Origin of the sequence: Photorhabdus luminescens subsp. luminescens, from assembly GCF_001083805.1 — a bacterium.
GTDB lineage: Bacteria > Pseudomonadota > Gammaproteobacteria > Enterobacterales > Enterobacteriaceae > Photorhabdus > Photorhabdus luminescens.
Genome location: NZ_JXSK01000007.1, coordinates 224,441 through 250,025, shown reverse-complemented (window position 1 = coordinate 250,025; position 25,585 = coordinate 224,441). Strand labels below are relative to the sequence as shown.

Sequence of the window (25,585 nt, the reverse complement as noted above, 5' to 3'; positions counted from 1 at the left end):
TCCTACAAGGTCATTTGTGGATGAGTTGAAACTCACCTGACTAAGGCAACGTGATTCTTATCGTTATTGACAGTATCATAGCAATATGAAATTGCTTTAGTCTTACATTGCTTATTACAAGCGTTGAACGTGTCAATATTCCCTGCCGCCACAAATAAATAATTAGCATGAGAATATTTTCAACCCTTAAATATGAATATTGGGCACCGCGTTTAAGTCACGTTATAGACGAAATAAACACAACCAACAATTTGCTCCAGTATTTTTATCTGCTCTTGAGTCAATATTGTATGATACAAGTATTTAGAAGTGAACCAGACAGAATTTAGCGGAGCGGGAAATCAGATGTATTTTATTGATTGAATATTTTCCCAAAGTTTAGATCCTAACTATTCATAGGGATATTTTTCGGTTAATTCGATAAAATAATCCAGAGAACAGGATATTCTCTGAATTATTTTAAAAATGTGAAGTTGTTCAAGGGGATTTAATTTTTACTTATTGCTGACTGAACTTTCTTAATCATTTTTATGTTAGGGGCCAGTTCAATACTACCACGCTATCATTATAATTGCCCTCGGTACCATTTTCAGCGCCAATAATGATTGAGCCGGGTTTTCCATCGAGGGTATTATAGGCATAACGGAGCTTGCAGGGTTTGCCGTCCCCTGTAATTTGAATACAGATTTTACCTGTACCGGATGTATAGGCTTTAGTCGCCATCAGATTATCTGTTCCTTTACCGGTTAATGTATCTACTAGAAGATCGTCAATATAGACTTTTACCGTTTGCCGATGAATATCGGTATTAGAATAGGCTATCAGGCCAAATCGAATACTTTGAGGTAACTGGAAACAGTGTTTACCAGTGTCATTAGTATCACATATTCCACCACAACCCCCATTATTGCCTCGGTCACTGCCTAATAAATCGGGATCAACTGATACTGCTGCTTGAATTTTGTTGAAGGGACCTCCGGTATAATTAGAAATGGGAGCCGGTCCATAATCAATGGAATTCGATTTTAGGTTAAACCGGATATAATTACCTCCTTTGAAGAGATCAATACGAGAAGATATTCTCTGTACAGCCGCATCTAGATTGGTACTGAATTCTGTGTATTTCTTTGTAATGCCCCATCTGGCTGCAATAGAGTTTTGTTTAATCGTATGTGAATTCACAGTGTAATCGATACAGTCACTGCCTTTGAAGAAGCAAACAATATTTGTTGTAAATTCTGTGGCTGCATCTATCCCATTTTCGAATTCGGTTCCTTTCAGTCCGGGCCATCCCTCTGAGATAAACTTCGGCCCATCAGTTACCTTAGCTTTGGCGATATTGAATTTAACATATTGCGAGCCTTTGAAAAAATATAAATAACCATTTAAATTAATCACATCGTCAATATTTCTTTGAAACTCGATAGGTAAGTTATGCCAATCTTTGCTGATAGGTTTAGGATAGTTAAGGTCTGGTTTTTTTGATATCTCATTATATTTAGCGTTATCTGCATTAAGGAATAAATAGACACTTGAGTTCATTAATATATATCCTTTGTAGTTTTTAAATTTGTCATTGATTTCTCATATTTGTTAAATTTCCTGTTCATAGATAAATAATAGAAATAATGACATTAAGACTATTTGGTGAAACAGAAAATTTACACTATAGAAATTAATGGAAAAGATAGATTATGGCAATGTTATATATTAATGAGTTATTTATTGATTTAATGGTGTTGTTTCTTTGAAAAAAATATAAATATATACTAAGAGGTGATGATTATATTGTGAAATTAAGGCATAAGGAGCTATTTTGTATTTATATTTTATTTGTTTTTATGATTTAATGATGACATGTTAAAAATATATTAGATTGATAATATTTTTATATAAAAAGCGGCATAATACCGCTTTAATTTATTAATGATTTTTATAATGAAATTAACAGGGTGTTTTTAACTAATTCACCAGAGGCCAGTTCAATACGACTACGCTGTCGTTGTAATTATTATTGGAATCATTTTCAGCACCAATAATGACTGAGCCGGGTTTTCCATCAAGAGTATTATAGGAATAACGGAGTTTGCAGGGTTTGCCATCCCCGATAATTTCAATACAGATTTTACCTGTACCGGATGTATAAGCTTTCGTCTCTGTCGCTTTGCCGGTTAATGTATCGACCAGAAGATCGTCAATATACACTTTTACTGTTTGTTGATGGATAATTGTATTCGTATAAGTTATCAGACCAAATCGAATACTTTGAGGTACCTGAAAACAATATTTACCGCCGTCACTAGTACCGCATTCTCCAGCACAATTGGAGGGTTTGGTCACCGGGAGACAAGGATCTTTAACTTGTGTCATTTTCCACAGGCCGGTATAAGGTTTGCGGAGGTTATTAGCAGAAGTATATACATGACATACTGTTTCAGGGATTCCAACCCAACCATTGGTATCAAGAAAGCCTCTGGTTCCCCAACGGTTATATAGCGTAATGCTTTCATCTTCTTTGATTTTCCCATCTATAGATGGCATGTCAGAATAAATAATCCACTCTAAGGTTTCTGGGCGGATATTTTTATCTGATGTATGTATCGGGTATATTTCACCTTCTGGAACCTGTTGACTTGAGGATTGATAATGCCCTAAATAGCCGCCATCACATTGATAAAGATTGTGGAGTAAAATAGTATCATTGTTAATAACTTCACTGCCGACAGGCTTGCCCGTTCCTGATTCAATTCGCCAGAATGTTCCTGCTTGAGAAGTGGTTATTACGGTATGTTTTCCATCTGAAATACCACTCGTTCCATATACACTAAGATATCCGCCATCCCAGTTTCTGAAACTATTTAATATTTTTACGGTATCGCCATATTTAAGTATATTCGCCATGATCTCTCCAGAGGATGTGTTATTTATTTCTCATCATTGATATATCCCTGATTTCATCATGCTATTGTTGCATAATTTTTTAAATTGCTTCAGGGATCAGCAAGGTATTTTACTTTTTTATGATTCTTAATAGAGATAGTAATCCCACCAATAGAGTATCAATTATAAGATGATTGGAGAAAGGCCGGGCATTTGTGACTTACTCCTAACAATGAACAGCGCCTGGAAATTGCCATTGCTTGATGATTCTGTTTTGCCGCTATCAGCGCCACGTCAAGCTTGGCTACGCTAGACGCTCACGGTGATGATACATGGCGCTTTTTTTTGCTCTGCATGTGATGTAAATTGCTTACCACGTCGATGAAATTTAAGCCAACAGGAATTGAGACTCATAATGTCGAAGTTAATTGGAAATAATCAGGTAGTTGGAACTAATAATATAGTTGTTATTGCGATGGTTGTTGCATTAGTTCAGTTTATTAATGCATTAGAGTACATGATGGTAACTCCGCTTTTTGTTTACATGTCGAAAGATTTTCACATGCCGGTTACGATGGCGGGAGTTATTGCGGGTGTTTATGTTTTTTCCTCGGTATTTTCTGGCCTGACATCCTTTTTCTTTATTGATCGCTTTAATAAAAGAAAGGTTCTCATTTTAAACACATTGTTTCTCGGCCTGATTACGTTCCTGACGATTTTCTCTTCGGAACCATACCAACTTATTCTGCTACGTATCATTGCCGGTCTGTTTGGTGGTGTGACATTGGGAGTAGGTATTGGGATCTTACTGAATAATTCTCCAGAAAGTATGCGGGGAAGGGTGCTGGCGATTGCGTTTTCATCTTTTTCATTCGTTAGCATTTTAGGTATACCATTGTGCTTATATTTGGCTGAGAGTTTTAACTGGAAAGTCTCCTTTTTATTGATCGTTATTTTATGCATCGTGAGTGTACCTCTAATCCTCTTCTTTATTCCAGGCGCAGAGAAAGTAAAAAATAGTCAGAACAAAATTGTGCTGACCAAAAAAATAACATTAGCCGGGATGGCAAGTGGTGTCAGTAATTTTAGTCCCTTCATGCTTATTCCGATACTTGCTCCGTTATTAACTAATGTGTTTTATATCCCGGAAAATCAAATCTCACTGGTATTCTTTTGCGGTGGTATTGCGTCTTGGTTGGGCACTTATTTAACCGGGAAGCTTTGTGATAGATATCCTCCTCAGAGAATTACCATTGCGGCGGCGACTTTATTTATTGTCAATATCTTTCTAGGATTGACGGGAAAAGTAGATGGATATGTTTTCTTCTCACTTTTTATGTTCGCGACTTATGTGCAGGTGATGGCGGCAAACGTGCTCGCTTCTTATGCCTCGACGCCTGAAAATCGTGCGGGTTTTGGCGCCCTCCAGATGGCGTTTTCCAATTTGGGAGCCGGTGTGGTGTTTTTCTTCTCCTCTATCTTCTTAGACGGTAAAGAGATTATTGCTGAGAATGTGCGACCTATTTTCATACTGACTATGGTTAGCGCCCTGATATTACCGATATATGTAATGAAATTAGCTCAGGTGATGAAAAGTGGGACGAAAAATTTAATCAATAATGCTTAGCGTAACAGTTAAGGGATAATAACGATAGATCTGTGATCTAGCCTTAATGGTAAAATAGCGATTTTGCGCTATATTTGAATTTAAGGCTAATCATTGATATAAGAAGACTAGCGTGATTAGTAAGAGTTAAATGTTGTTTGAAGTGTAATATTACTGGGGGAAATTAATGTTATAAGGATAATTTTGGTCAATGCTGGATGACAGTGTGCGAAAGGATGAAGTTATCATAAATCCTATCATAATTATATTGAACTTATTAATTGATATAGGTGAATAAAATGGAAAGAAAATCAAATAACACTCATAATAGACCAGCCATTAATATTATCGCGGGAGTGACAAATATTAAATCTATTTATAATAAAACGCCCTGCAAAGTTGTCATTGAACATGGCTATGTTGCCAGGAGAAACTTTTCTGTGGAGAAGATGTCTGAATGGCATGGCGATTTATGGGCCCCTTGGATAGGTGATAAATATGAACCTAATAAAGCAATTCATATTTATACCGAACAGGGATTAAGATCTGAATTCAGATTTAATATTTGGATATTTCAGGATTATTGGAATCCACCAAATGAAAATGCGGTTAAATATTCTATAAATAGAGAATTTAGTTACGATGATGCATTAGAGATTCCTGGTAATAATCGAGGTGGTGGAAATAAAATCCTAACGTTAGAATTTAATGATAATAATATTAATCTAGAAATGGTATAGCGTTATGAGTGATAACGTTCTGTATCAATAAACAGCCGTTGAAATGCGAGCATTTCTTCGCGTATTGTTCAGCATTTTAATTACCTTGTTGATAGTTCACTTGATTGACTATCAAGTGGGTTTTTATTGGAGCTAATAATTAAATTATTGGAATGCTAATGTGCGTAGAAATCGTTTATCTCTCTAATGATTATCTATGCACTATTTATCTTATTAAACGATTTCAATTACCTATTATTGTAATAAAGAATCAATCTACTTAAACAGGTGAATGATGTAAATCATTTACCATGTATAGCGTGATGGCGTGCAGCCAACAAAGAGGCAACTTGAAAGATGACGGGTATAATTAATAATCAATATCATTTGAGGAGAAAAGATTAAATAAAGTCGTGAAACAATAATTACAATTATTCGATGTTTATTGCTTATTTTTACTGAGTATTACAGATTGTTACAATTTGAAACAAATTAAGAATTAAAAATAGTAACAATTATAATTAGTTATAAAATTTCATTAAGAATTTCCCAGATCTCATTTATTTTTATTTAATTCTGTCTTGTTTAACTTCTGTTGATGTTATCCCTCTTATTATCTATATAAGATTAATTTTTTCTTTGTTGGATGTTTTACTGCCGTAATTCTGTATTAGGATGTGTATTAAGTTGTGGTTATTTTGCATGGGTCGATTTTGTTAGAGAGTTCGTCAATTCAGATGCCATTATTCGTTCCCTCATAATTTGTGTGTCCGTTTAATTACTGATTCATAACTATCTGATAAAGCATGTTATTCCAGTAAATTATCATGCCATGACCATGATATTTTTATTCTGTTTTTGGTAGTAAAGGAAGGCGTCATCAATGACCCCACGTTTTCAAAATGAAGTTCCTAAGGTGCGTATTAATATTAAATGGGATCTACATACTGGCGGTGCATGGTCACATTATTTTTCACCAGATTTTAAGTAAAGGTATTTGAATGACTGTACAAGAGCAGGCTACATCTTCTGTAGCGACGGTTAACTATCATACAGGTGGGGTTTACCCGTCTTTGTTTGAGAAAATCAATTTACGTCCGGTGGAGCGATTAAGTGATATTGCATGCTTTCATAACAGTGAGGCATTACTGGGTGTGACGGAAGATGAGCGGGTGACCGTGGCGGTTAGCGTTCTTCTTGATCTGCTGAAAGACTCTGCTCAAAAAGTTGAACAGTTGGATAAAGCATTGCTGGATTTTGAGATCGGCAAATTGGATCGCAAAATTGGCCGCCAACTGGATGTGGTGATACATCAACCGGAATTCCAGCAAATAGAATCTGCCTGGCGAGGTTTGAAATTTTTGGTTGATCGAACAGATCTCGGCCAGAACGTCAAAATTGAAGTGTTGGATGTGGCTAAGGATGATTTGCGACAAGATTTTAACGATACGCCGGAAATTGTTCAGAGCGGTTTCTATCGTCATGCTTACATTCAGGAATATGACACACCGGGTAGCGAGCCGATTGGCGCGGTGATTGCCGACTATGAATTTAGCGCCGGATCGCAGGATATCGCCTTATTGCGCAACATTGCCAAAGTCGCGGCAGCGGCGCATATGCCGTTCATTACTGCCGTCGCGCCAGCCTTTTTTGGTAAAAAGAGCATGGATGAAGTGGCAGTGATGAAAGATATTGGTCACTATTTTGAACGCGCCGAATACGCCAAGTGGAAATCTTTCCGCGACAGCGAAGATGCCCGTTATATTGGCCTCACCTTTCCAAGAGTGTTGGGGCGTCTGCCATATGGCCCGGAGAGTGTGCCGGTGCGAACGTTTAATTATATCGAAAAGGTAAGTGGGCCGGATCGCAGTAAGTATTTGTGGACCAATGCCGCTTTTGCTTTTGCCGCCAATATGGTCAGGAGTTTTGTCAAAAATGGCTGGTGCGTGCAGATCCGTGGTCCACAAGCGGGTGGCGCTGTCACCGATTTACCGACCCCTCTCTATGATTTGGGCGCCGGTTATCAGGTTAAGATCCCATCAGAAGTGCTGATCCCGGAAACCCGTGAATTTGAATTTGCCAATTTGGGTTTTATTCCGCTTTCTTACTACAAAAATCGCGATTACGCCTGCTTCTTTTCGGCTCATTCCACACAGAAGCCCGCCGTGTATGACACCGGGGAAGCCACGGCCAACAGTCGTATTAATGCGCGTCTGCCCTATATCTTCCTGCTATCACGCATTGCCCATTACTTAAAGCTGATCCAGCGGGAGAACATTGGCACCACTAAGGATCGGCGTCTGCTCGAGATTGAACTGAATAGTTGGATCAACACACTGGTCACGGAGATGAATGATCCGACTGACGACATGCAGGCCTCTCATCCGCTGCGTGAAGCACAGGTGGTGGTTGAAGACATTGATGACAATCCGGGGTTCTTCCGCATCAAACTGTATGCGGTGCCGCACTTTCAGGTGGAAGGGATTGACGTCAATTTATCTCTGGTTTCTCAGATGCCAAAAGCGAAATCGTAATCATTTTATTGGGAGTTATGATGAAAATTTTACGTCCTCTCTGGATTGAAGACGCCTTTTTAGCCCCTCAACAATTTCAGCAACAAGCGCGTTGGGAGGCTCTGACTAACAACTGTATTGCCCATCTGGGGCTGATTCATCCTTGGGGAGTACTTGATATTCGGTTTGATCAGGAGGCGCTGCGCTTAAACCGCCTGAAAGTTCAGCATCTCAAAGTCCGTTTACAGGATGGAACGCTGATTGATACCGATTATGCTGACAATCTGCCTGCGGCCTGTGATTTACAGCAAGTGGCGTCGGCGGATATGCGTGCTGTTGAGGTATTGCTGGCGTTACCGCTGGAGCATGCCAATGGCGGCAATTGCCGCCAGAGTAGTGAAAGTGTGGGGCCGGGACAACCGCCGCTACGTTATCAGCAGGAGTGGATTGAGATACAGGATAAGTACGGTGATGGACGTGAATCCATTGCGGTTGAACGCCATGCAATTTCCCTGCGCTTTCAGCATGACCAGAATGAGGCTTATCTGACATGCCCGTTGGCGCGATTGGCGCGTGACGGGCAAAGCGGTTGGATTCTGGATAATCGTTTCGTTCCGCCATTGCTCTCTTTTGCTGCTCATCCTCCCTTGTTGGAACAGCTTGATCTGTTGCTGACTCAGCTACGCGCTAAACGCACCCGTCTGATGGGGATGCGTCGTGAGAGTCACCAACGCATGGCAGACTTTGCTGTCGCGGATGTGTCGTTGTTCTGGTTGTTGAATGCGCTGAACGGCTATGAACCGGTGTTGAATAATTTTAACGCCGCGCCTGCATTGCACCCGGAAATCATCTACCGCGAACTGGTGAAATTAGCGGGGGCGTTACTGACGTTCTCATTGGAGAGCGATCTTGATGCGATCCCTGATTATCAACACAACCAATTAAGTGACGTTTTCCCGCCATTGATCCGGCTTATCAGTACATTACTTGAGGCAAGTCTGCCATCAAGGGTGATTTCGATTGAACTGGAAGTCGTGCGTGAAAATCAGTGGAGAGCATCATTGCATGACCGGCGATTGTGTGAAGAGGCAGACTTCTATCTTTCTGTGCGATCGTCGATGCCAGCGCACTTGCTACAAACCCAGTTTCCGCAACTGTGTAAAGTGGGGGCGCCTGATGATGTTGAGCGACTGATTAACCTGTCATTGAGCGGTATTCCTTTACATCCGCTTAGCCATGTGCCGGCGGCGATCCCGTTGCGATTGGAAAATCAATATTTTGCTTTCGATCTGAATAATCCGATGGCAAAAGCCATGTTGGAGGCGGGAAGTTGCGCCTTCTATGTGCCCGGTACCTTGTCGGGCGTTCAGTTAGAACTGTTTGCGGTGTTACGCTCATGAACAAAGAGATTTCAATTGATGACCTGATGCTTGACATTGGGATGTTAGTGATTGCGCTAAAAATCGGTGATAAATCGATGCGCGGAGAGGCGTTATATCAAAAAGGGGTTGAGTTGATAGATGCGGCACGGCAGCGATTAAGTGCAAGTGGTATCAGCGAAGAGAATATGGCTCACATCATCTATGCTTTGTGTGCATTACTGGATGAAACCGTACTCAGACGCCCTGAGCGGGATAACGGCTATGAAACCTGGTCGAAAACGCCGTTGCAGACACGATTTTGCAACAGCAACCATGCGGGAGAACGGTTGTTTGAACGTATACGTCAGGTGTTGAATCAACCGCAACCCTCTCTATTGGTATTAGCGGGTTTCCAGCGCGTATTGGCACTGGGTTTTCAGGGCGGCGACTTGGAAAAGATCTCTCAGGAACGTCAGTCATTGCTGGATGTATTGACTGATCGTGCCGGTGTGATGGCGGTGCAACCTCATCAGATGATACGTCCCCATGCAAACCGTCATCGGGACCAATGTTGGCGTACGCGATCTCCGTGGTTTTGGGGATGCTTGGCTGTAGCCGGAGTAACTTTGGCGTGGTGCGGTTTGCGTCTCTACCTTCGGCAATATTTGTCTGTTGGATAAGGCTAAGGAGAGCAAATTGAGTTGCGTACTAAAACGAGCGCTGTGGCTTTTAGCTTGTGTTCTGGCGGCGCTGTTATGTCTGTTTTTCTTGCCGCTAGGGAATGTGTCTGTCGCATTGTGGTTGGCCGCGATCTTGATGGCAGCAGTGATTGCCTGGCGGCGAGTGGGACGTACCACACCTGAAATATCCCATCAGGACCGTATTTGCCGTTTGCTGGCGGCATTACCTGCGGCCTCGTGGCGTCAGCCTGTGGTGCTAACCTGCGGAGATAGCGTGGCGACGCTGTTTGCGCAAGAGCCGATACGTCTCACGCCACAAGGCTGTTTTATCTGTGTGCCGAGACAAAGTGAGATGAGCGCACTGGTAGAAGCGATTATTGCAGCCAGACCTGATTGGTGTAAGCAGATCAGCGTGTTATTGACACTCTTTCCTGAACAGCAATGCGATCGCGCGGTGATGACGGCCAAGATCAGGGAATTTCGCTATCAGGTTGACCGTGTTACTCGACTGACCGCTTGTCATACGCCGGTATTAATCGCAGGCTATCTTGATGGCGATATTAGCCCGTGGTTCGAGCTACAGGCAGACAGCTCGACAATGACAGTATGGGGAGAAAAACACGCCGCTGTTGGGATGAATATCTGGTTGACCGAAGGGGATGCGCAGCAACGCGTTGCACATTTACAACAGGCGATTGTCGTGGCGGCATGGCAACGCTGGATGGTGGAAAACGTCTTGGGCGAATGCCAATCACCGGCGTTGACCAGCCAGCCTTGTTACCCGATTGCAATGGCGTTGACGTTTTTGCCGCAAACGCCGCAGGCAAACAACGTGTGGACGAAATGGTTGGTCGAGCGTACCACTTTACCCCGCATTAGCCACAGCATTGCTGAGGCGGTGAACGTATCGCCATTTCCCGATGCCATGTTACGCCTGTTGCCACATTATGTTGGTTATACACCGCACCGACGAGCGGTCATTTGGGGTATTGGCCTGTTGAGCGGATTTGTCTGTCTGGCATTGGCTGCCAGTGCCTGGAACAACTTGCGCCTGTTGCGCCAGATACGCAGTGATTTACAGCATTATCAGGTAGTTGACATAAAAGATAGCGACGCGAAAGTTCAGGCTTACCATCAACTCAAGCTTGATGCGACATTGCTGGAGAAATATCAACGTGACGGCGAACCGGTGCGCTTAGGGTTAGGGCTTTATTTAGGCGATCGCCTTTATACGCCGCTGATGGATGTGATCAACCATGCGGTGTTACCGGTATCTCCGCCTCCCGTGCCGAAGGGCGGCAAGCCGTTGCCGCAGACATTGAACCTGAGCAGCATGTCGCTGTTTGACGTTGGACAGTCAAGCCTTAAGCCAGAAGCGGCCAAAGTATTGGTGAACGCGTTGATCGACATTAAAGCTAAACCGGGCTGGATGGTGGTGATAACCGGTCATACTGACTCAACCGGCGATGCTGCAAAAAACAGCGTGCTATCACTGGCGCGGGCCAAAGCAGTGCGGGATTGGATATTACAAACCAGTGACGTATCACCGGCTTGCCTTGTCGTAAAAGGTGAAGGCGCAACGCGGCCGATTGCTACCAATGCAAACGCTGCCGGGCGTGCGGTCAACCGCAGAGTTGAAATCAGTCTAATGCCGCCGAACGTAGCTGCCTGCCAACCACCACCAAGAGAAGCACGATCTTTGGGAGCGCCATCAGACCTAACGCGCTAACAGGCTGCCATGCGCGGATATGGCAACGCTTTTAATTCAGCGGATGAAGTAAACGTAAAACTGGCTAGGAAAACCTCGCCAGACAGATAAATTTTTACCTGAGAATAGGGGCATTTGTTGAATACCGCCTAACCTCTTAATGACAACTGGGACTTTAATATGGATACCATATGTACTGCACTATTGTGCCGCTTAAACTCTTATTGCGCGCAGGCATTGGAAGCTGCCGCTGCATTTTGCCAGACACGGGCACATGCTGAAATCACTGTGGAACACTGGTTGCTCAAGCTGCTTGAAGGCGGCGAAGGCGATATTACGGTGGTTGCTCGACGTTATGAGTGGGATATGGATGCGTTGTGGCAATCGTTGCTGACGACGATTAACCGTTTGCCGCATAGCATTAATCAACGCCCACGCTTATCGAGCGACCTGTGTAGTTTGCTACAGGTTGCCTGGTGTGTCGCTTCTCTGGAAGAGGGTAATGAATCTATTCGCTCGGTGCATCTTTTGCAGGTACTGCGCGGCCAACCGGCTTGGTTGCGTACCCATCATACCTGGCCGTTACTCAACCTGAATGTGACGCAACTACAACGTTTGCGCCCATTGCTGGATCAACAATCGGACGAGCGCCCGGAGATACAAGTAGCGACGAGTCTGACGGCGAATGGATCAATCGCTGAAATTGAGGATAGCGACACCGATAAATATGCGCTTAATCCCCAACCATTATCATCTGTCTTGCAGAACGTATTAGACAAATTCACGCTGGATATTACAGCCAGAGCCGCTGAGGGGGTTATTGATCCGGTATTTGGTCGCGACAGCGAAATCCGCCAGATGATCGACATCCTATCGCGTCGGCGTAAAAACAACCCGATTCTGGTGGGGGAACCGGGAGTAGGGAAAACCGCGCTGGTGGAAGGATTGGCGCTGCGTATTGTTGAAGGCAATGTCCCTGACAGCCTAAAAACCGTCAGCGTGCGGATGTTGGATCTGGGCTTGTTGCAAGCAGGGGCGGGGGTAAAAGGCGAATTTGAACAGCGACTGAAAAACGTCATTGAAGCGGTACAACAGTCACCTACCCCCATTCTGCTATTTATTGATGAAGCGCACACGCTGATTGGTACAGGTAATCAGGCGGGGGGCGCTGATGCTGCTAACCTGCTAAAACCCGCTTTGGCGCGGGGAGAATTACGCACGATTGCCGCCACTACCTGGTCGGAATACAAACAGTATTTTGAACGGGATGCTGCATTGGAACGACGCTTCCAGACGATTAAAGTCGATGAACCGGACGATGAAACAGCTTGCTTGATGCTGCGTGGATTGAAAGCGCGATACGCCCGTTATCATGGTGTACATATTCAGGAAGATGCGGTGAAAGCTGCTGTCACTTTATCTCGCCGTTACCTGACTGGGCGACAGCTTCCAGATAAAGCGGTAGACCTGCTGGATACCGCCAGCGCACGCGTAAGGATGAGTCTGGACACGGTACCGGAGGCGTTGACGCAGCTTCAATCCCAATTGACCGCGCTAGAGATAGAGCAACAAGCGATACTGGAAGATATCGCCTTGGGGCAATGCCATCATTCAGACCGTTTGGCACAAATTGACATGCAGCGCCATGAACTGTGTCTACAGCAACAACAGCGGGATAAACAGTATCAACAGGAAAAACAGCTCACGCAACAGTTGCTCGATGCCCGGCAGGATATCAGCCGACAGGATGATATAGCCCTGTTGCAACAGCAACTGGCGATACTGCAACAAGGGCAGCCGTTATTATCGTCGGACGTTGATGTGCGTTCTGTAGCAACGGTGATTGCTGATTGGACCGGCGTTCCATTAAGTAGCTTGCTGAAAGACGAACAGACCGGTTTGTTGCATTTGGAGCAGCATTTGGGGGCGCGGGTTATTGGTCAAGAGGCAGCGTTACGGGAAATCGCCCAGCGTTTACGTGCCGCTAAAACCGGATTAACGCCGGAACAGGGGCCATTGGGCGTATTCCTGTTAGTTGGGCCGAGTGGGGTAGGGAAAACCGAAACCGCGCTGGTATTGGCGGATAACCTGTTTGGCGGAGCGCGTTCTCTGATCACTATCAACCTATCGGAATATCAGGAGCCGCATACCGTTTCTCAGCTTAAAGGTTCACCACCGGGTTATGTCGGATATGGTCAGGGAGGGATCTTAACGGAAGCGGTACGCAAACGTCCTTATAGTGTAGTGCTGCTGGATGAAGTGGAAAAAGCCCATCGTGACGTCATTAACCTGTTCTATCAGGTATTTGATCGTGGCTTTATGCGCGATGGTGAAGGGCGTGAAATCGATTTTCGCCATACTGTAATCTTAATGACCTCAAATCTGGGCAGTGATCAACTGATGGCGCTATTGGCGCAACAACCTGATGCTCCGAATGCTATGTTGCATGAGCTGTTACATCCGATGCTGCGTGATCACTTCCAGCCGGCTTTGTTGGCTCGCTTTCAGACCGTGATTTACCGCCCGTTACAGGCTGATGCGCTCAGACGCATTGTTGAAATCAAACTGGAGCAAGTGATTCGACGTCTTCATCGCCATTACGGCCTGACTTGCACGGTAGAAAGCAGCCTTTGCGACACCTTAGTGAATGCTTGTCTGTTGCCGGACAGTGGAGCGCGTAATATCGACAGCCTGCTCAACCAGCAAATTTTACCGGTGTTATCACAGGCACTGCTGGAGCGTCTGGCCCATCACAATAAACCTGCTGGCGTGACGTTGGGTTTCGACGAAGAAGAGGGTATTACCCTGGCTTTTATTGATACTAAACTGGTCGCTTCATTGGATATCGAGGAAAAATAAATAATGGTTCAATGAATTGTACGAAACTGTGCATAGGGTTCTGCCCTATATCTGATGGAATAAGAAGTTCGAACATAAGATAACGTGGCATTTCGCCCTAATGAAAAGGTATTAAAGATATGAAAGCAAAAAATGTAACGATAAAAAAAGAGTGGAATTTATCGGATAACGAAGCAACGACGGGGATGCCTTTTATTCCTGAAAAACGCAATTGGTTGGCACGTAAATGGAAATTGATGATCGTCTGCTTTATTCCTGTTTTCATCGTAGGTGCATTTACGATTGTCATAGGCGTAATGAAAGCTTCGGAGCCATATAAAAAAGCTTTATCGCTGGCACAAGGGAATCCTGTTGTGAAAAATATTTTAGGCCAACCAATAGAAGCAGGCTGGTTTGTTTCTGGCAGTATTAACGAGAGAGAAGCGGAATTGGACATTCCTATAAAAGGAAATCGGTCTGGTGGTACAGTGCATGTGGATGCAAATAAGCATGCGGGACATTGGCGATATAAAAATATTACCGTTCAACCAGATTCAAGTGGGCGATTGATCGATTTACTGGCAGTCGATAATCCCATGAAATAAAGATTATTTTCTTTGTATAATATTATTAAAACGCGCTTGAGCCGATTTAATTTAATTGGAAAGTAATGAGAATTATTCTTAAAAAAGAAAATTAAGCAACGTAGAGTCAATGGTATTTTATTCTGTGTCATAAAATATCGTTCTCTCTATGTAGTTGTTAAGTTATTTCAAAGAGTTTCTATAAAGGTAAAAGTATGGGCTGGAATAACGCCGTCATCGCAATTCAGCAGGAGACTATCTCTCCTGTATTATGGCATTGGCTGGTTTCAGGCGTGCTGATTATCTGCATCGGTATGACTTGCTATGTGTTCTGGTCTGGATACATCAGGCCGCGACAATGGCGGATAATTTTTGGTGTGGTGGGGCTAATATGGCTGGCTGCATTTGGGCTGCGGTTATACCTCTTTGGTGATCGGTTGGAGATATATCATTTTTGGCATCAAGAGCGACAATATATTGATAGAGTTATGCTAAATAATGCAATCTATTCTCATTCGCAGAATATAACTGAGAATTATTCTTTTTTACGCATTGGTAACGTATTGATGATAATGAATATTAACCATAAGGCGGAGAGTGTGATAATGCCTTAATTGTATTTGAATATTGATTAATCTGTTGAAAATGATATAAAAATATATTTTATTTCGATAATTTTGAAAGAGATGAATATCAGAAGGGTGAATGGGGTTTATATTATTTAAATCAATGCAACCTTTTTATATCAACAAATTAAATCCTGTTTAGAATTGGTTTAAATAGAGTGAGTTTCGCAGTTGATATTAAACATATTGTGCTATTTGATAAAAAAAGACTTGATTTTAATATGCACCCGCAGGGAGGATAAGGATTATTCGGTGACTGTATATCAAGTTAATGGAACTATTAATTCGGGGGCCTGTCACCGGCCTTCGCGATTATTTTTATTCCGGTCAGCTCGCAATTAAGCAATACCGGCATCGATTGACTGTTCCCCGCATTTATCAGGGTTAACAACCGGGAATATATTCTATTCGGTTGGATTTTCGGGAGTTGAATTGACATAACCGCTTATGACGACAGGCACTTTATTAAAAAGTGGGGCGCCCTTTTCGCTGAGTGAACCGACCGTTTTATCTGATATCGGAGGAAAACCATTGATGGACAGAAAAATGCTGCGCGCCCGCCAGCTCCAGGCGAGTAAACCCGTGTTGCCGGGCCATGCCCGCTACCGGCTTGAAATCCGGCGCTGCAATGCCGAACTGGAGGTGTTCAGCTTCACCGGGGAAGAGCGCCTGTGCGCCCCGTATTGCTACACCATTGATTTCACCAGCCCGACCCGGGATATCGACCCGGCGGCGATGTTGAACAAACCGGCCGCGTTTATCTTACAGGCGCCGGAAAACCCGGAACAGGCGCGTAAAGTACACGGCGTCATCACCCGGTTTAACCGGCTGGCCGCCTCGGCGGATGAAACACGCTATCAGGTCTGTCTGGAACCCTATCTGGCGTTGCTGCGCCATACCCGACGCAGCGGGATTTACCAGAATCAGTCAGTCCCGGAAATCGTGGAAAAGATCCTGCGTGAACGACACGAATTTCGCGGGCAGGATTTTCTGTTCACGCTGGCGCGGGATTACCCAAAGCGGGAATTGGTAGTGCAGTGGCAGGAGAGCGATCTGGATTTTATCCAGCGCATTCTGGCGGAGGTGGGGATCTGGTATCGCTTCGAAATGGACGGCCGTCTGGGGATCGAAGTGGTGCGGTTTGGGGATAACCAGCGCAATTATCAGTACGACGTGAAGTTACCGTTACGTGACCCGGCGGGCATGAATCACAACGACCATGATTCGGTGTGGGATTTGCACGTTGAGCATCAGGTGGTGACGCAAAAGGTGAAGGTGCGGGACTACAACTACCGGGAAGCGGGCAATGACCTGCAATATCAGGTCGGCCGGGATCGGGATACCACCGTAGTTGGTGAAATTTACCGTTATGGCGATAACTTTCTTGAGAAGGGAGAACAGATCCAACCGGCGCCGGAAACGGCGGGATTCTACGCCCGTTTGCATCACGAGCGCGACCTGTACCGGCAGCGCCTGATCAGCGGCAAAAGTTCCTCCCCGATGTTGGTTCCCGGTTTAGTGCTGGAGCTGGAAGGGGAGAGACCGGCGGCGGTGGGAAAAGCGGGGGTATTGATTGTCGCCATGCGCAGCAGCGCCCGGCGTGACAGCAACTATCTGGTTAGTTTTAGCGGCATGCCTTACAGCGAAATCCTGAGCTACCGGCCGGTGCTGAGGGAACGGCCGGTGATTGCCGGGACGGTTCCGGCGCGGGTGACCAGCGACTGGCCGAATGACATCTACGGCCATATCGACATCACGGGGCGCTACCGCGTCAAATTTGATTTTGATTTGGATGAATGGCCGTTGGGGGGCGAAAGCCTGTGGGTGCGTTTAGCCCGGCCGTATGCCGGTAAAACTCACGGTTTTCACTGGCCGCTGATCCCGGGAACGGAAGTGGCGATCGCGTTTGAGCAGGGTAACCCGGACCGGCCCTACATCGCCCATGCGTTGCATGATTCCCGGCATGAAGACCACGTGACGCTCTACAACTACAGACGCAACGTGCTGCGCACCCCGGCTAACAACAAACTGCGGATGGACGACGATCGCGGAAAAGAGCACATCAAACTGAGTACCGAATACGGCGGGAAAAGCCAGCTCAATCTGGGCCATCTGGTGGACGGACAGCGCCCGCATCCCAACAAGCGCGGCGAAGGGTTTGAGTTGCGCACCGACGACTGGGGAGCGATCCGGGCCGGGAAGGGGCTGTTTATCAGCGCCGATCAGCAGATTAAAGCGTCGGGCCAGCAATTGGATATGCAGCGGGCGCTGGCTGAACTGGAGGCGGCGTTTCAGACCGCGGCGGGGTTGCGTCATGCCGCTGAGGCGGCGAAAGCGGAACTGGCTGATATTGAAACGCAGGCCGCCTTTATGAATGACACTCTTAAAGCGCTGCAACAGCGGGCGCTCTTACTTTCTGCGCCCTCAGGCATTGCTCAGGTGACGCCGGGCAATTTGCAGCTTTCCGCCGGGGAGAACCTGATAACCACCGTCGGCTGTGATGCGGATATGAGCATCATGAAGAAATTCCGGCTGGCGGTGGGGAACGGGCTGAGTTTGTTCACCCGAACGTTGGGCCTAAAACTGCTGGCGGCTTCCGGCCGGGTAGAGATTCAGGCACAGACTGACGCGGTGGATGTGTTGGCGCAACAGGCGCTGACGCTGGCAAGTCAGCAGGATTGCGTGACCGTCTCGGCGAAAACGGAACTGCGTCTGGAATGCGGCGGGGCTTATATCTCTCTGAAAGACGGGCATATTTCCTTTGCCGGTCCGAAAAATGCCCGATTCCAGTGTGACATTTTGCAGAAAAACGGCCCGGTGAGTCAGAGTTCAAACCTGACTTTGCCTGAGCGTTGTGCGTCAACGGCAGAGCATGTGGCAAGTGCTCACGATAGTACGATGGAATGAGGAAGATCTGATGACCCAGACTCAAATTGATTATGACTTTTCTCTTGATGTTATAGACAGGCAGAGAACCCGTCTGTTGGCTGAATTGCATACGGTGTTTACCCGGCACAATGGACGAGGATGGTTGCTGGTTGACCCGGCGGTTTTTCTCAATGACCGACAGGAAGAACGATTACCGGCGGCCATCCTGAATCATCAGCCGGCGGCAATACCGACGCAGATAAAACATCATCGTTTCGAATCCCGCTATTCCCCTTGGCTGATATCACTGGATATCAATCAGTCGGAGGATGCTGAACTGCTGGCGCTGAGCGTCACGCAGGCGTTGCAGGAAGCCGAACCGGCGGAGTTGATTGCCGGACGTGGGCGAATGGTGTGTGGCTGGTTGTTTAGTGCCAGCTTGGCCGCCGCGATTGCGCACCATATCGGGATGATTGCGGTACAAACATTGTCACCTGTACGGCAAATCGTGCTGCGTTTTTACGATCCGACGGTGAATCATGCTATATGGCCGTTGCTGGATAGCTGGCAACGCTCGCGTTTGTTGGGGCCGTTAACCGACTGGTATCTGATTGACGGCGACGGCCGGTTACTGCACCGGGACAATGCTCAGTCTGCGAAGGAACTGTACACCTTTTCATTGTCATTGACAGCGGCACAGGTGGCAGAAATGGTCTGGTCGGGGCCGATGAACCGGGCATTGCGACAATATCGTCAGGCACACCGTAATCAGTTACGCCGGACGGAGCTGGAATCTCTGCATATTATGCTGGCCTTGCTGCGCCGGGTAACTGAACGCTATGCCTTTAATGATGCTCTGGAGCTGGAAACCTGCGCATTGCACGGCTTGCTATATCACCCGGAGATTGATTTACACCCCCGAATACAGTCGCTGTTATCCAATGAAGGCGGCGAGAGCGCTGGCGGTTATGTCGAGCGGACCGCCGGACTGACAGTAGAAGCGTGGTCGGCACTGGCTCGTGAGTGCGGCTATCTCAATCCTGCCATTATTCCCTCAGAGAACCAGGAGATTTTGTTATGAATCGATCATTATGTTGGATGTGTGAATCCACCGGACCGGCGTTGCTGCCGGTGCGTTATACCGTGGTGCCTGATAACGTTTCTGAAACCTTGCCGGCGTGGGCGGAAATGCCAGAGCCGACGGTGCCGGGCTACCATTATGCGCTGCGTGCCTTACGGCAGGGGTTTTTGTATGTCTATTACGTTAATGCCGGATTAGGTGAACGGGAGAGCTGGGATACCTGGAGCGTTAGCGAGGATGGCGCACTGTGGCAAAATCTGAATGCCCCTTTTGGTATCTTCCCCAAGAAAACCGCAGATTGTCATGCGCCGACCCATCAGAGCGCCAATATGGAATTTATTGCGCTAAGAGATATCGCCTTGTATCAGGAGACCTGGCTGGCTTTCACGCCCTCAGCGTGGAGCTGGGAGACCATCGAGTATTATCACAACAACCGCGAAGCGCGGGAAAAGCGGATGCAGTGCGTGAAACCGTGGCAGTGGCGCGGGGTGCCGGAAGGGGTGGGGATTGCTCAGGCGACGGTAGAAAACCTGAATACCGTCATCGATTACTGTCTGGGCGACAATGACTCAGGTAAATATGTTTTGCCCTGTAATCCGAAAGCGGCGCGTATCAGCGGGACACTGAAAGAGGCGCCCTACTACAAAGTTTATCACAATGCGGTGAGACCGCAGGGCACCTTGTATCCGTGGAGTAAAACGCGGGCGGGGTGTGCGGACATTACAGTCAGGGCGATGCAAAAGCGGGGGCTGGCAGATGATGGCAAGCCGGTCTCGCCGGTGTTAATCGCGTTGCATGATCCGATCGGGATAGCGCATGAATTAGCGGGCTGGAGTGATGATATTGTTGGGGCGCATAAAACCTTTCTGGATGAATTGTCGATTGAGTTTATGACCGACAGTGCATTGAATGGGGTGGAGAATCAGTTGCGTCAAATGCACGCCACACATATCAAAAAGCCGGATAAAAAAAAGGATACCATTTTGGCGGCTTCTGAGGGTTTGTCCGTTCAGGAGTGGGACAAACTCAGAGAGGATACAATCCGTCACGCCATCGAATCGGATAAGCAAGCCTTTGCCCGTGATTGGAAGAAATATGCGGCAGAGCTGAATCGGGCTAAACGACAGGCATTTAACCAATGTTATGCCGATCTTTGTGCCGAAGTGGCGAAAAAGCTGGAGCCACTGGCCCAGTTCAGAGTGAGCTGGTTAAAACAGAGCGGGTTTATCACCTGTTGTCAGGATTTTCATTCCACCCGACTGGAGGACAACCTCAATTATCGCGAGGCGGTGGATTATGCCATCGCTTCGCTGAATGTAACCGAAACCGGCTGTGCCTTTTTAGATGATCAAATCGATCAATATTCCGCGTTGTCACCGGACAATATTGTCTGGCGCTCATTATTGCTGAATAACCCGGAAGTCATGAAAGAGATGGACGAGTTTTTACAGAAGATGAAGCTGAATAAGGGGAATGAAAAACCGGCGGACATCTCAGCGTTTATGAAAACGGTGACGACGCTGAGTGGAAAACTGGTTGAAGCCTACGATAAAGCGAATGAAGCGCTGGAAAAGCCGCCCAAATCCAACAGCACCTTTGCCCGGGCGATGTTGCACAGTGATCGGCGACTGGTGACGCTGGGGGACCGATTCTTTAATTTTACCCGTTTAGGCAAAGTGCTGAATAGCACCAATGAAATGCTGAGTAAGGGGCTATTCTCGGTGATTTCAGGGGTGGCGTTTGATCAGGCGGTTGATTTGTCGATATCACAGCTTAAGGAGGGTAATGCGTTTCGGCAACAGGTATTGGAAAGACTTAAGAGACCGGGAGCAGAGGCTCGTCTTGAAACGAGAAATAGTTATAACGATAGGTTTAAAGAATTTGCTCAAAGTGCTGAAGGAGAGCCGGTATTAAAAAAATCCCGGATTAAATGTTTAGTCTTGTTTTTTAATGGACTGGAGTATGCCAATCAATTCAAAGAGAGTAAGGGGGATACCAAGAGCCACGCTCAGGTGACCGCCGCGTTTTTAAGCACATTGAGTACGGCAATGGAGATTGTGGAGCCGATGGTGAAGCACGGCATAAAAAATATGGCTGCCACCAACACCATTAAGTTTATTGGGACGGGTGCTAGTACGGTTGCTTCTGCATTAAATCTGGGGGTAGATATTAGTGACCTTTATTCTGAATGGCGTGGCAGAGGGCGCTGGCAGTTTATTGGTCTTTATGGTCTTAAAGTGATTTATGATTTTGCACAATTCACAACAGCATTAAAGGGTTTATTAGAAATATTAGCTAAAAGGGCATTATTTTCAGCTAAAAGTTTAATGATTGAAGGAGGGGAAAGGGCTTTATTGTGTGAAATGATTGGTTGGTTGTGTAGCTGGGAAGTGATGCTCGTTATTTTTCTAGTTGAAGAGTTAGTGATGTATTTTTCTGATAATGATTTACAAAAGTGGTGTCGAAGCTGTGTTTTTGGTTTGGAACCAGAAAAAAATTTGCAGTCTACGCAATCTATTTACCTTGAATCGCATCGGAATGAGCTGTGTGAAGAACAACGTAAAAGTTTTGCTGACGCAATTAAGGAGGGTTTATGAATACCTTTCGTCCTTATAAAGAGGCTATTAACTTTGATGAAATAAAAGATCAAAGAAAAGACATTGATATATTGGTAAAGGTTAAGCAAGAAAGAATTCAGCGTCGTCCTGAAGACAGAGAAGAGGTAGAAAAAGCCATTGCGGAACTTCAAGTTAAAATCCCCGAACTGGATGCAATATTAGCAAAAGAGCCGCCGCCGCCAGAATTACCGCCGGGTAAACCATTAATCAAAGTGAGTGGTGTATTGGAAGAGTTCGAAACCCTGTGTGTAATTGGTTATTTTACCGATCGTGAATATGATCCGGTCGCTTTTGCTCGTAAGGAGGAACGTGATCAATATGGAGCACTGTTACTGGCGATGGTAGGAAATAGTTCAGGGGCGGCTGTGACTTCACAGACGTCAGTTCGGGTGAGTGATGTCTGTGATTTTGTGCGGGGGAAAATCAATGGTATTCCCTTTCATGGCTGGTTAGGGTTTACCATAGCAAAAGTGGGTGATGACGTTGAATTAGCGGTGACGGAACAAGAGGGACATTATGTGGTTTATGCCATTGCGTATCCCGAATTAAGGGTGGTTTCTATGACCCCGCGTTGTGATAGGGGGATTCTTGCAGATGCTAAGGCGCAGATATTTGGTACTTGCTGTTTTCTTTCTCTTTATCTGTTAATTTTAGCGATAGGGGGTGTTTTTTTTATTGACAAAGATCTTGTCGGATTTCTGGAATATATGTCTTTATTTAGTCTTGTGATAATAGCAATATTTGCACCTAGCACGTATTACCATCGTCTAAAAAAACCCAGGCCCTCAGTGAAGTTGGCTGAGGAGATTTTCACAGTATTAGATTTCCCGAATTCTACGAATCTGGATATTTACCAATTCACAAAAAAGAGGCTGAAGAGAATCAAGTTTAACTCCCCAGATGAGGAACCAGATAAAGGAAAGATTATGCCAGATAAGTATTGTTTATTAAGTTATTACTACTATTACTGATTCAGGTAATTAAATAACAGGAATTAACTGTGTGAAGAACAACGCAAAAGTTTTGCTAATGCAATAAAGGATGGCATATGAGTACTTGTCGTCCTTATAAAGATGCTATTGACTTTGAAGAAATCAAAAGACAGAGGAGCAGTCTTGATACATGGATTGAGGTTAAGCAAGAAAGAATTCAGCGTCGTCCTGAAGACAGAGAGGAGGTAGAAAAAGCTATTGCGGAAATTCAGGCCAAAATCCCCGAACTGGATGCAATATTGGCAAAAGAACCGCCGCCGCCAGAATTACCACCTAGTAAGCCATTAATCAAAGTGAGTGGCGTATTAGAAGAGTTCGAAACCCTGTGTGTGGTTGGTTATTTTACTGATCGTGAATATGATCCAGCCGCCTTTGCCCGTCAGGAAGAACGAGAACTGTATGGGGGATTATTGCTGGCGGTAGCAGGAAATACCTCAGGTACTAATTCACAAACCACAGTGAGGATAAGTGACGTTTGTGATTTTGTACGGGGGAAAATCAATGGTGTGCCATTTCACGGTTGGTTGGGATTTACTGTAGCAAAAGTCGGTGATTACGTTGAATTAGCGGTAACCGAGCAGGAAGGGCATTATGTGGTTTATGCGATTGTCCATCCTGAATTAAAGGTGATATCGATGATACCGCGTTGTAAACAGGGGATTCATTCAAATGCCAAATATCAGGTACTTGGTACATGGTATTGTTCTTTAGTTATTTTCTTTATGTCCGTGATAATGTGGTTTTTCTTTATTAAGGAAGATCTTGTGGGATATATAGAATATATGTCTTCATTTTGGGGGGGGCTGGCGGTTTTCTTTTCACCGTTAATCTATTTTTCCTGCATGAGAAACCCTAAACCAACATTCAGGCTGGCTGAGGAGATTTTTACTGTATTGGGTTTTCCTAATCCTACGGAAATTAACCTTGAGAAACTTACAAAGAAGAAGCTTAAAGAAATCAAGACCAATTCATTAGGTGAGAGAACCGGTAAAGAAAGTGAAAGGGTTTTGCCAGATAGGGCTTGTTTTGCAAGCTATTATTACTATTACTGAATTCAAGTAATCAAATAACAGAACCAACGGTATGAAAAACAAAGTAAAAAATTTGATGGATGAAATCAAGGAATATCTCATGAGTGTTTGTCGTTCTTTTTACCGAGGATAAAGACTGCTTAAAAACGGAAAACTCAATCCTTCTGGCTATAGTTTTCGCAGTGTGATGAATTTCTTTGAACTAAATACGTCATTTTGAATCTAACCAGTTCCCTGTAATGATAAAGAGATGCTGGTGATTGAATGTAAACAAAACAGTGGCGTTATTGTATGGGGAAATGACTCAATGGATTGCACCTAATCCCATGAAATAAGTATGGTTTTCTTTATATGGTGTTATTAATACTTTAGGTTCTCTTGAGTTATTTTAAGTTAAACCGAGAGTAATGAGAATTATTCTTAAAAAAGAAAATTAAGCAACGTAGAGTCAATGGTATTTTATTCTGTGTCGTAAGATATTGTTTTCTCTATGTCGTTTTCAGGTTGCCTCAAATGTTTTCTATAAAGGTAAGAATATGAGCTGGAATAAACCCGTGATAGCAATCCGGCAGGAGACTATCTCTCCTGTATTATGGCATTGGCTGGTTTCAGGCATGGTTATTGTTTGCATCGGTATGACTTGCTATGTGTTATGGTCTGGATACATCAGGCCACAACAATGGCGGATAATCTTTGGTGTGGTAGGTCTAATATGGCTGGCTGCATTTGGACTTCGGCTAAATCTCTTTGGTTGCCGTCTGGGGATATATCGTTTTTGGAGTCAAGAGCGCCAATATATTAATAAAGAGTGGCAAGGTTGGGCCAACCGATATATGGCTGGGTTGCACAATGATGTATTTTTACCGGAGAAAGTGACTGACACGATTGTGATGTAGAGTGAGGCTATTATCGATAGCGTTATGCATAAATAATGCAATCTATTCTCATTCGCAGAATATAACTGAGAATTATTCTTTTTTACGCATTGGTAACGTATTGATGATAATGAATATTAACCATAAGGCGGAGAGTGTGATAATGCCTTAATTGTAATTGAATATTGATTAACCTGTTGAAAATGATATAAAAATATATTTTATTTCAATGATATTGAAAGAGATGAATATCAGAAGGGTGAATTGATTTCATATTATTTAAATCAATGCAACCTTTTTATATCAACAAATTAAATCCTGTTTAGAATTGGTTTAAATATAATGAATTTCGCCGTTGATATTAAGCATATTGTGCTGTTTGATAAAAAAAGACTTGATCTTTATATTCACCCGCAGGGAGGATATAAATTATTCAGTCACCCTATAGGTAATTAATGAATCTATTAATTCGCGGGCATATCACCGGCCTTCGCGATTATTTTTATTCCGGTCAGCTCGCAATTAAGCAATACCGGCATCGATTGACTGTTCCCCGCATTTATCAGGGTTAACAACCGGGAATATATTCGGCTGGATTTTCGGGA

Annotated in this window: 17 protein-coding genes; 15 read left to right on the top strand and 2 right to left on the bottom strand. The window is 44.9% G+C overall.

Features of this window, described 5'->3' with window-relative positions; translation table 11 throughout:
• Positions 1 to 528: 528 nt before the first annotated feature.
• Positions 529 to 1,542 (bottom strand): fucose-binding lectin II, encoded by a 1,014-nt coding sequence (locus TI10_RS16785; protein WP_049584537.1) that lies wholly within the window; start codon positions 1,540 to 1,542, stop codon positions 529 to 531.
• A 420-nt stretch (positions 1,543 to 1,962) separates the two neighbouring features.
• Positions 1,963 to 2,901 carry a fucose-binding lectin II gene (locus TI10_RS16780; protein ID WP_049584536.1) on the bottom strand — a complete coding sequence of 313 codons (939 nt, stop codon included), beginning with the start codon at positions 2,899 to 2,901 and terminating at the stop codon, positions 1,963 to 1,965.
• A gap of 394 nt (positions 2,902 to 3,295) precedes the next feature.
• Here TI10_RS16780 and TI10_RS16775 point away from each other — a divergent pair, with 394 nt between their 5' ends.
• The 15 genes from TI10_RS16775 (at position 3,296) to TI10_RS16705 (ending at position 25,001) form a co-directional block, all read left to right on the top strand.
• A complete protein-coding gene (locus TI10_RS16775; protein ID WP_049584535.1) occupies positions 3,296 to 4,507 on the top strand; it encodes an MFS transporter in 1,212 nt (403 codons plus the stop codon).
• Positions 4,508 to 4,785: 278 nt separating this feature from the next.
• Positions 4,786 to 5,226 carry a hypothetical protein gene (locus tag TI10_RS16770; RefSeq protein ID WP_049584534.1) on the top strand — a complete coding sequence of 147 codons (441 nt, stop codon included), beginning with the start codon at positions 4,786 to 4,788 and terminating at the stop codon, positions 5,224 to 5,226.
• A 980-nt stretch (positions 5,227 to 6,206) separates the two neighbouring features.
• A complete protein-coding gene (gene tssC / locus TI10_RS16765) occupies positions 6,207 to 7,739 on the top strand; it encodes a type VI secretion system contractile sheath large subunit (protein WP_049584533.1) in 1,533 nt (510 codons plus the stop codon).
• Between the two features lie 20 nt (positions 7,740 to 7,759).
• Entirely contained in the window at positions 7,760 to 9,118 is a 1,359-nt protein-coding gene (tssK, locus tag TI10_RS16760) for a type VI secretion system baseplate subunit TssK (RefSeq protein ID WP_049584532.1), read from the top strand.
• Positions 9,115 to 9,759, top strand: a complete 645-nt coding sequence (gene tssL, locus TI10_RS16755) for a type VI secretion system protein TssL, short form (RefSeq protein ID WP_049584531.1) — start codon at positions 9,115 to 9,117, stop codon at positions 9,757 to 9,759. Before tssK ends, tssL begins: the two co-directional genes overlap by 4 nt.
• Positions 9,760 to 9,775: 16 nt before the next feature.
• A complete protein-coding gene (locus tag TI10_RS16750) occupies positions 9,776 to 11,488 on the top strand; it encodes an OmpA family protein (RefSeq protein ID WP_049584530.1) in 1,713 nt (570 codons plus the stop codon).
• 159 nt (positions 11,489 to 11,647) lie between these two features.
• Positions 11,648 to 14,326, top strand: coding sequence for a type VI secretion system ATPase TssH (gene tssH, locus TI10_RS16745; RefSeq protein WP_049584529.1), 2,679 nt, complete (start codon positions 11,648 to 11,650; stop codon positions 14,324 to 14,326).
• 119 nt (positions 14,327 to 14,445) lie between these two features.
• On the top strand, positions 14,446 to 14,910 hold the full coding sequence (locus tag TI10_RS16740; RefSeq protein WP_049584528.1) for a cytochrome c oxidase assembly factor Coa1 family protein: 465 nt from the start codon (positions 14,446 to 14,448) through the stop codon (positions 14,908 to 14,910).
• 194 nt (positions 14,911 to 15,104) lie between these two features.
• Positions 15,105 to 15,503 carry a hypothetical protein gene (locus TI10_RS16735; RefSeq protein WP_049584527.1) on the top strand — a complete coding sequence of 133 codons (399 nt, stop codon included), beginning with the start codon at positions 15,105 to 15,107 and terminating at the stop codon, positions 15,501 to 15,503.
• A 546-nt stretch (positions 15,504 to 16,049) separates the two neighbouring features.
• A complete protein-coding gene (locus TI10_RS16730) occupies positions 16,050 to 18,422 on the top strand; it encodes a type VI secretion system Vgr family protein (protein ID WP_244161634.1) in 2,373 nt (790 codons plus the stop codon).
• 10 nt (positions 18,423 to 18,432) lie between these two features.
• The gene (locus tag TI10_RS16725) at positions 18,433 to 19,464 is read left to right on the top strand and encodes a DUF4123 domain-containing protein (protein ID WP_049584526.1); all 1,032 of its coding nucleotides are present in this window, start codon (positions 18,433 to 18,435) and stop codon (positions 19,462 to 19,464) included.
• Positions 19,461 to 22,061 (top strand): T6SS effector BTH_I2691 family protein, encoded by a 2,601-nt coding sequence (locus TI10_RS16720; protein WP_049584525.1) that lies wholly within the window; start codon positions 19,461 to 19,463, stop codon positions 22,059 to 22,061. Before TI10_RS16725 ends, TI10_RS16720 begins: the two co-directional genes overlap by 4 nt.
• Positions 22,058 to 23,053 carry a putative type VI secretion system effector gene (locus TI10_RS16715; RefSeq protein ID WP_049584524.1) on the top strand — a complete coding sequence of 332 codons (996 nt, stop codon included), beginning with the start codon at positions 22,058 to 22,060 and terminating at the stop codon, positions 23,051 to 23,053. Before TI10_RS16720 ends, TI10_RS16715 begins: the two co-directional genes overlap by 4 nt.
• Positions 23,054 to 23,130: 77 nt before the next feature.
• Positions 23,131 to 24,126, top strand: coding sequence for a putative type VI secretion system effector (locus TI10_RS16710; RefSeq protein WP_049584523.1), 996 nt, complete (start codon positions 23,131 to 23,133; stop codon positions 24,124 to 24,126).
• Positions 24,127 to 24,641: 515 nt separating this feature from the next.
• On the top strand, positions 24,642 to 25,001 hold the full coding sequence (locus tag TI10_RS16705; protein ID WP_049584522.1) for a hypothetical protein: 360 nt from the start codon (positions 24,642 to 24,644) through the stop codon (positions 24,999 to 25,001).
• Positions 25,002 to 25,585: the final 584 nt, after the last annotated feature.

Coding starts and splice junctions, on each gene's coding strand:
- TI10_RS16785 (WP_049584537.1), bottom strand. CDS start 1,542: ATGAACTCAAGTGTCTATTTATTCCTTAATGCAGATAACGCTAAATAT.
- TI10_RS16780 (WP_049584536.1), bottom strand. CDS start 2,901: ATGGCGAATATACTTAAATATGGCGATACCGTAAAAATATTAAATAGT.
- TI10_RS16775 (WP_049584535.1), top strand. CDS start 3,296: ATGTCGAAGTTAATTGGAAATAATCAGGTAGTTGGAACTAATAATATA.
- TI10_RS16770 (WP_049584534.1), top strand. CDS start 4,786: ATGGAAAGAAAATCAAATAACACTCATAATAGACCAGCCATTAATATT.
- tssC (WP_049584533.1), top strand. CDS start 6,207: ATGACTGTACAAGAGCAGGCTACATCTTCTGTAGCGACGGTTAACTAT.
- tssK (WP_049584532.1), top strand. CDS start 7,760: ATGAAAATTTTACGTCCTCTCTGGATTGAAGACGCCTTTTTAGCCCCT.
- tssL (WP_049584531.1), top strand. CDS start 9,115: ATGAACAAAGAGATTTCAATTGATGACCTGATGCTTGACATTGGGATG.
- tssH (WP_049584529.1), top strand. CDS start 11,648: ATGGATACCATATGTACTGCACTATTGTGCCGCTTAAACTCTTATTGC.
- TI10_RS16740 (WP_049584528.1), top strand. CDS start 14,446: ATGAAAGCAAAAAATGTAACGATAAAAAAAGAGTGGAATTTATCGGAT.
- TI10_RS16735 (WP_049584527.1), top strand. CDS start 15,105: ATGGGCTGGAATAACGCCGTCATCGCAATTCAGCAGGAGACTATCTCT.
- TI10_RS16730 (WP_244161634.1), top strand. CDS start 16,050: ATGGACAGAAAAATGCTGCGCGCCCGCCAGCTCCAGGCGAGTAAACCC.
- TI10_RS16725 (WP_049584526.1), top strand. CDS start 18,433: ATGACCCAGACTCAAATTGATTATGACTTTTCTCTTGATGTTATAGAC.
- TI10_RS16720 (WP_049584525.1), top strand. CDS start 19,461: ATGAATCGATCATTATGTTGGATGTGTGAATCCACCGGACCGGCGTTG.
- TI10_RS16715 (WP_049584524.1), top strand. CDS start 22,058: ATGAATACCTTTCGTCCTTATAAAGAGGCTATTAACTTTGATGAAATA.
- TI10_RS16710 (WP_049584523.1), top strand. CDS start 23,131: ATGAGTACTTGTCGTCCTTATAAAGATGCTATTGACTTTGAAGAAATC.
- TI10_RS16705 (WP_049584522.1), top strand. CDS start 24,642: ATGAGCTGGAATAAACCCGTGATAGCAATCCGGCAGGAGACTATCTCT.